At 67.5% G+C, this 5,568-nt stretch carries 5 protein-coding genes; 1 reads left to right on the top strand and 4 read right to left on the bottom strand.

Annotated features, from left to right (window positions below):
* Positions 1 to 149 precede the first annotated feature (149 nt).
* On the bottom strand, positions 150 to 1,217 hold the full coding sequence (gene hppD / locus D180_RS01010; RefSeq protein ID WP_087963534.1) for a 4-hydroxyphenylpyruvate dioxygenase: 1,068 nt from the start codon (positions 1,215 to 1,217) through the stop codon (positions 150 to 152).
* A 182-nt stretch (positions 1,218 to 1,399) separates the two neighbouring features.
* Here hppD and D180_RS01005 point away from each other — a divergent pair, with 182 nt between their 5' ends.
* Entirely contained in the window at positions 1,400 to 1,882 is a 483-nt protein-coding gene (locus tag D180_RS01005) for a MarR family winged helix-turn-helix transcriptional regulator (protein ID WP_010341302.1), read from the top strand.
* Positions 1,883 to 2,026: 144 nt separating this feature from the next.
* On the opposite strand, the gene D180_RS01000 is transcribed toward D180_RS01005, so the two are convergent.
* The 3 genes from D180_RS01000 to D180_RS00990 form a co-directional block, all read right to left on the bottom strand.
* On the bottom strand, positions 2,027 to 2,629 hold the full coding sequence (locus D180_RS01000) for a thioredoxin family protein (protein ID WP_017911302.1): 603 nt from the start codon (positions 2,627 to 2,629) through the stop codon (positions 2,027 to 2,029).
* A 15-nt stretch (positions 2,630 to 2,644) separates the two neighbouring features.
* Positions 2,645 to 4,168: an oligopeptide:H+ symporter gene (locus D180_RS00995; RefSeq protein ID WP_043090256.1), complete on the bottom strand. Its 1,524-nt coding sequence runs from the start codon at positions 4,166 to 4,168 to the stop codon at positions 2,645 to 2,647.
* Positions 4,169 to 4,462: 294 nt separating this feature from the next.
* Complete coding sequence (locus D180_RS00990; RefSeq protein ID WP_017911300.1) at positions 4,463 to 5,374, bottom strand: tryptophan 2,3-dioxygenase family protein; 912 nt, start codon at positions 5,372 to 5,374, stop codon at positions 4,463 to 4,465.
* Positions 5,375 to 5,568: the final 194 nt, after the last annotated feature.

The following is a 5,568-nucleotide window of genomic DNA, read 5'->3' as shown; positions in this document are numbered from 1 at the left end:
ACCCCAACCCCTCTCCCGGTGGGAGAGGGGCTAAAGCTGCTGTCGGAAGTCTCCGCGATGCGCCGTCAGGACCTGACCTGGCCGCGCGCGTCCACTCGCGTCGAGCATCCGCTGTCTGCCAGCCTCCGCGCGCCGCCCGCGTTCCGCCCTCAGAGCACGCCGCGCTTCATCTGGTCGCGCTCGATGCTCTCGAACAGCGCCTGGAAGTTGCCTTCGCCGAAGCCCTCGTTGCCCTTGCGCTGGATGATCTCGAAGAAGATCGGGCCGATGCAGTTCTGGGTGAAGATCTGCAGCAGCTTGCGCTGCTTGGTCTCCAGGTCGGCGTCGATCAGGATCTTGTTGCGCGCCAGCCGCGCCACGTCCTCGCCGTGATTGGGGATGCGCTGGTCGATCACCTCGAAATAGGTGTCCGGCGTGTCCAGGAACTCGACACCGGCCGCGCGCATGCGCTCGACGGTCTCGTAGATGTCGTCGGTGAAGCAGGCGATGTGCTGGATGCCTTCGCCGCGGTAGGCGTCCAGGTACTCGTTGATCTGGCTCTTCGGATCGGACGATTCGTTGAGCGGGATGCGCACCACGCCGTCCGGCGCGGTCATCGCCTTGGACACCAGCCCGGTCTTGGCGCCCTTGATGTCGAAGTAGCGGATCTCGCGGAAGTTGAACAGGCGCTCGTAGTAGTCCGACCAGCGCTGCATGTTGCCGAAGTACAGGTTGTGGGTCAGGTGGTCGATGAAGGTCAGGCCGAAACCGGCCGGATGCTGCTCGGCACCGGGCACCGGCTCGAACTCGGTGTACACCGAGCCCTTCTCGCCGTACTGGTCGACCAGGTACAGCATGCAGTCGCCGATGCCCTTGACCACCGGTGCCGGCACCGCGCGGGTGTCGGCCTTGTCGGCGATCGCTTCGCCGCCGTTCTCCAGCACCTTGGCGAACACGTCGTCGGCCGGGTGCCGGAAGCGGATCGCGAAGCCGCAGGCGCAGGGACCATGTGCGGCCGCGAAATCGGCGGCGAAGGAATCCGGTTCCTCGTTGACCAGGAAGTTGACCCCGCCCTGGCGGTACACGGTGATCGCGCGCTGGCGATGGCGCAGCACCGCGGTGAAGCCCATGCTGCGGAAGTACGCTTGCAACTGCTCGCCCTGCCCGGCCGGCGCGGCGAATTCCACGAACTCGAAACCGTCGATGCCCATCGGGTTCTCGAAGGTGGTGACCTGCATGCCGAGGTTGGTCGGCTGCGACGGATGCTGCGCTTGTGCATTCATGACGCGTCTCCTGGAGGGGGGAGTCGCGGCGGCCGGGCCGAAATTTCGGATGCGGACGGGCGCCAGACTCGCGAGAATGGACCGTAGTATCCTCCGTTATAGTTACAAGTGAAACCACCAGCAAGGTGCAATGCAGCATGACGATCGCCACGCCCGCTCCCACGCCCGACTCGCCCTCCCTGGATCTGGAACGGTTCCTGCCGTACCGGATCAGCGTGCTGTCCAACCGCATCAGCAGCAACATCGCCCGCGTCTATGGCGAGCGCTACGGCATGGCGGTGACCGAGTGGCGGGTGATGGCGGTGCTGGCGCTGTATCCGGGGCTGTCGGCCGGCGAGGTCTCCGAGCGCACCGCGATGGACAAGGTGGCGGTGAGCCGGGCGGTGGCGCGGCAGCTGGAGCGTGGCTTCATCCAGCGCGAGACCCACGGCGACGACCGCCGCCGCTCGGTGCTGCACCTGACCGCGGCCGGGGTGGAGGTGTACCAGGTGGTGGCGCCGATGGTGCTGGAATGCGAGCGGCGCCTGCTGGCGCCCTTCAGCGAGGACGAGCAGCGCCTGCTGAACCGGCTGATCGACCGCCTGGCGGCCGAGGGCCTTCCGAGCATGACCGGGCGCTGAGGCGCCGGGGCCCGTGACACCGGGGCCTCGAACACCGGAGGAGCGGCTTCATCCGCGACCGGGCATTCCTTGGAAGCCCGGTCGCGGCTGATCCCACAAAAGGGCACAAGACCCGCTCCTACGAGAACTGCGCTTCGCGACCGCTCAGGCCTTCGGCGGCGCCCATTCCTTGAGGAAGTCCGAGAACTTCCTGCGATCGTAGTCCTTGCCCTTCTGCAGGTCGGCGAGCACCTGCGAGTGCAGCAGCTTGCCGTCGGCGTCGAGCACCAGCAGGTGCGGGAAGTCGACGATCTTCGGGTACTGCGCCATGAACGCCTCGTTCTTGTTGGCGTCGCTGACGTTGACCTTGACCCAGACGAAGTTGGCGTCGCGGAAGCTGCGCAGCTCCGCATCGCCCTCGATGAAGGTGTCCAGGGTGTGGCACCAGTCGCACGCCTCGTTGCCCACGTCGAGCAGGATGCGCTTGCCGCCGCGCTTGGCCTCGACCATGGCGGTGTCCAGGTCGTCGGCCGGATTGCGCTGGGGATCGAACTGCGCGCCCAGGGCCTTGGCCGCGGCCACGTCGGCGGCGGCCGGGGTATTGCCCGAGGCCACCGGCTGGTTGGGGTCGGCCACCGGCGGCTTCTGCACCGAGGTGTCCAGCGGCTTGGCCGGCGCCTGCGCGTCGGGCGGCGCCGCGGTCTGCCCGCACGCGCTCAGCGCCAGCATCGCCGCCAGGGCAGCGCAGATCGTCTTGTTCATCGCCATTGCGTCGTCCTCAGGTTACTTCACACCGTGCATCAGCTTGCTGATCAGCGGCGCGATCAGGAACAGCACCACGCCGGCGCCCAGCAGCGCCCAGAAGCCGAAGGTATACCCGCCCAGCGCGGACGACACGGTCATGCCGCCTTCGCCACTGACATGGCTGGCGAAGATGCCGGACAGGTTGTTGCCGATGCCGGTGGACAGGAACCAGCCGCCCATGCCGAAGCCGACCAGCCGCACCGGCGCCAGCTTGGTCACCATCGACAGCCCGATCGGCGACAGGCACAGCTCGCCCACCGACTGGATGACGTAGACCATGAACAGGGTCCAGAACGGGATCTTGCCGGCGTCGTTGACCAGGCTCGACAGCGCGAACATCAGCAGCAGGAAGGCCAGGCCGTTGAACGCCAGGCCGAGCGCGAACTTGCGCGAGATCGACGGATTGAAGCGGCCGGCCTTGACCCAGATCCAGGCGATGACCGGCGCCAGGGTGATGATCGCCAGCGAGTTGACCGACTGGAACCATGCGGTCGGGAAGGTCCAGTCGCCGAACTGGCGGTTGACGATCTCGTCGGCGAGGAAGGTGAAGGAACTGCCGGCCTGCTCGAAGAACATCCAGAACAGCACGTTGAAGGCGAAGATGATCAGCATCGCGATGACCTTGTCGCGCGCCACCTTGCCGTTGCGGATGCCTTCCACCAGCAACATGATCGCCAGGGCCACGAACATGGTGCTGAGGATCCACTGCAGCACTTCGGCGCCGGCGGCCAGCGCCAGGTACACCGCCGGGATCGCCACCAGCATGCCCAGCAGCACGTAGACCACGCGCATGCCGCCGGCACCGCCCGGCAATGGCGCGCCGATGCCCTTGAGCTGGCGGCGGCCGAACCAGAACCACACCAGGCTGATCAGCATGCCGATGCCGGAGGCGATGAACACCATCTTGTAGGACGGCATCGCTTCGGTGCCGAACACCTTCTCGGCCAGCTGCTGGGTCAGCCACGGCGCGATCATCGCGCCGAGGTTGATGCCCATGTAGAAGATGGTGAACCCGCTGTCGCGGCGCGGATCGGCGGCGCTGTACAGCTTGCCGACCATGGTCGAGATGTTGGGTTTGAACAGGCCGTTGCCGACCACCACGGTGGCCAGGCCCAGTTCGAAGACCTGCGGGTTGGGCACGGAGATCAGGAACAGGCCGGTGGACATGACCGCCGCACCGACCAGGATCGAGCGCTGGTAGCCGAGCACCCGGTCGGCGATGTAGCCGCCGAAGATCGCCGCCGCGTACACCAGCGCCAGGTAGGCGCCGTAGGTGGCGCTGGCCGGCGCCTGGCCGGCGCCCTGGCCGTCATAGAACTGCGCCACGATGTACAGCACCAGCGCCCAGCGAATGCCGTAGAACGCGAAGCGTTCCCAGAACTCGGTCATGAACAGCATCCACAGGGGACGCGGGTGCCCCAGCAGGGTCTTGAATTCGGGCGGTTGCGCTGACGGCGGTTGCGGTGAGGCGGGGTTGTTCGACGCGACGACGTCAACGCTCATGCGGTGTTCCCTTGCGTATTCAGGATGGGCTGGGGCGGTGCGTCCGGCCAGGCCGGGCAACGGGCGAGGATCACCGAGCGACGGCGTGGCGTCAAATGCGTGGTGGGGCCGGGACTCGGGACCCGGGGCCGGGGACCCGGAAAGGCGGGCCCTCGAAGGCCAGGGATTCCGGGCGAGAAGGCGATGTGCGCATGCGCTACGCCCGGGTCCACGCGGCACGCCCCACGGAAAGACCAACGCCTCCGACCACGACGCAGCGCAGCAAGGCCGAGCGGCGCCTGCCAGCGCGCTCCACTACGGCGCTTGCGACGCCCCATCCGGGTCCCGGGTCCCGAGTCCCGGGTCCCGGCTTTCCAGCCCCACCGACGTCCGCACCTCGAACAGTTCCGGGAAGAAGGTCAGCGCCAGCGCCTGCTGCAGGAAGCCGACGCCACTGGAGCCGCCGGTGCCGCGCTTGAAGCCGATCACCCGCATCACCGTGCGCATGTGGCGGAAGCGCCACAGCTGGAACTGGGTCTCCAGGTCCACCAGGTCCTCGCACAGCGCGTACTCGCGCCAGTAGCGGTCGGTGTTCTCGTAGATGCGCTCGAACACCGGGCGCAGCAGCGGGTCGCTGACGTGCGGCTGGCGCCAGTCGCGGGCGTGGTACGGCGCCGGCACCGCGTGGCCGAAGCGGGCCAGGTAGCGCAGGAACTCCTCGTACAGGCTGGGCGCTTCCAGCACCGCCTGCAGCGCCGCCTGGCCCTGCGGGTCGTGATCGAACACCGGCAGCATCTGCGCGTTCTTGTTGCCGAGCATGAATTCGATGGTGCGGTACTGCAGCGACTGGAAGCCGGAGGACGGGCCCAGCACGTCGCGGAAGCCCATGTACTCGGACGGGGTCAGGGTCTCCAGCACCGACCACTGCTCGGTCAGCAGGCGCAGCACCTGCTTGCTGCGCGCCAGCACCTTGCGGCATTGCCACACCTGGTCACGCTGCAGGTGCGCGATCGCCGCGCCCAGCTCATGCGCCAGCAGCTTCAGCCACAGCTCGGAGGTCTGGTGCTGGACGATGAACAGCAGTTCGTCGTGGTGCGGCGGGCTCGACAACGGCTGCTGCGCCGACAGCAGCCGGTCCAGGCGCAGGTAGCCGCCGTAGGTCAGGCGGCCTTCCAGGTCGGTGTGGATGCCGGCTTCGAGCGGGCGCTGGTTCTGTTCGACGGGCATGGGCGGCGTGGGCGTTCCGGGCCGGCAAGGGTACCGCAGCGACGAATGTCACACATTCGTCAGCACCGGCTGACAAACTCCGGCACAATCGTCGGCGGCGCCTGGGGGGTGCCGTCACGTTATCTGCGTAAGAGCGGCAAACCAAACTACTGCGCAGCCACCAGGCGGGCGCGGACGGTGCTCGGAATCCTCAT

Source organism: Xanthomonas sp. SHU 166, from assembly GCF_000364685.1.
Taxonomy (GTDB): domain Bacteria; phylum Pseudomonadota; class Gammaproteobacteria; order Xanthomonadales; family Xanthomonadaceae; genus Xanthomonas_A; species Xanthomonas_A sontii.
This window is presented reverse-complemented; position numbering and strand designations above follow the sequence as displayed.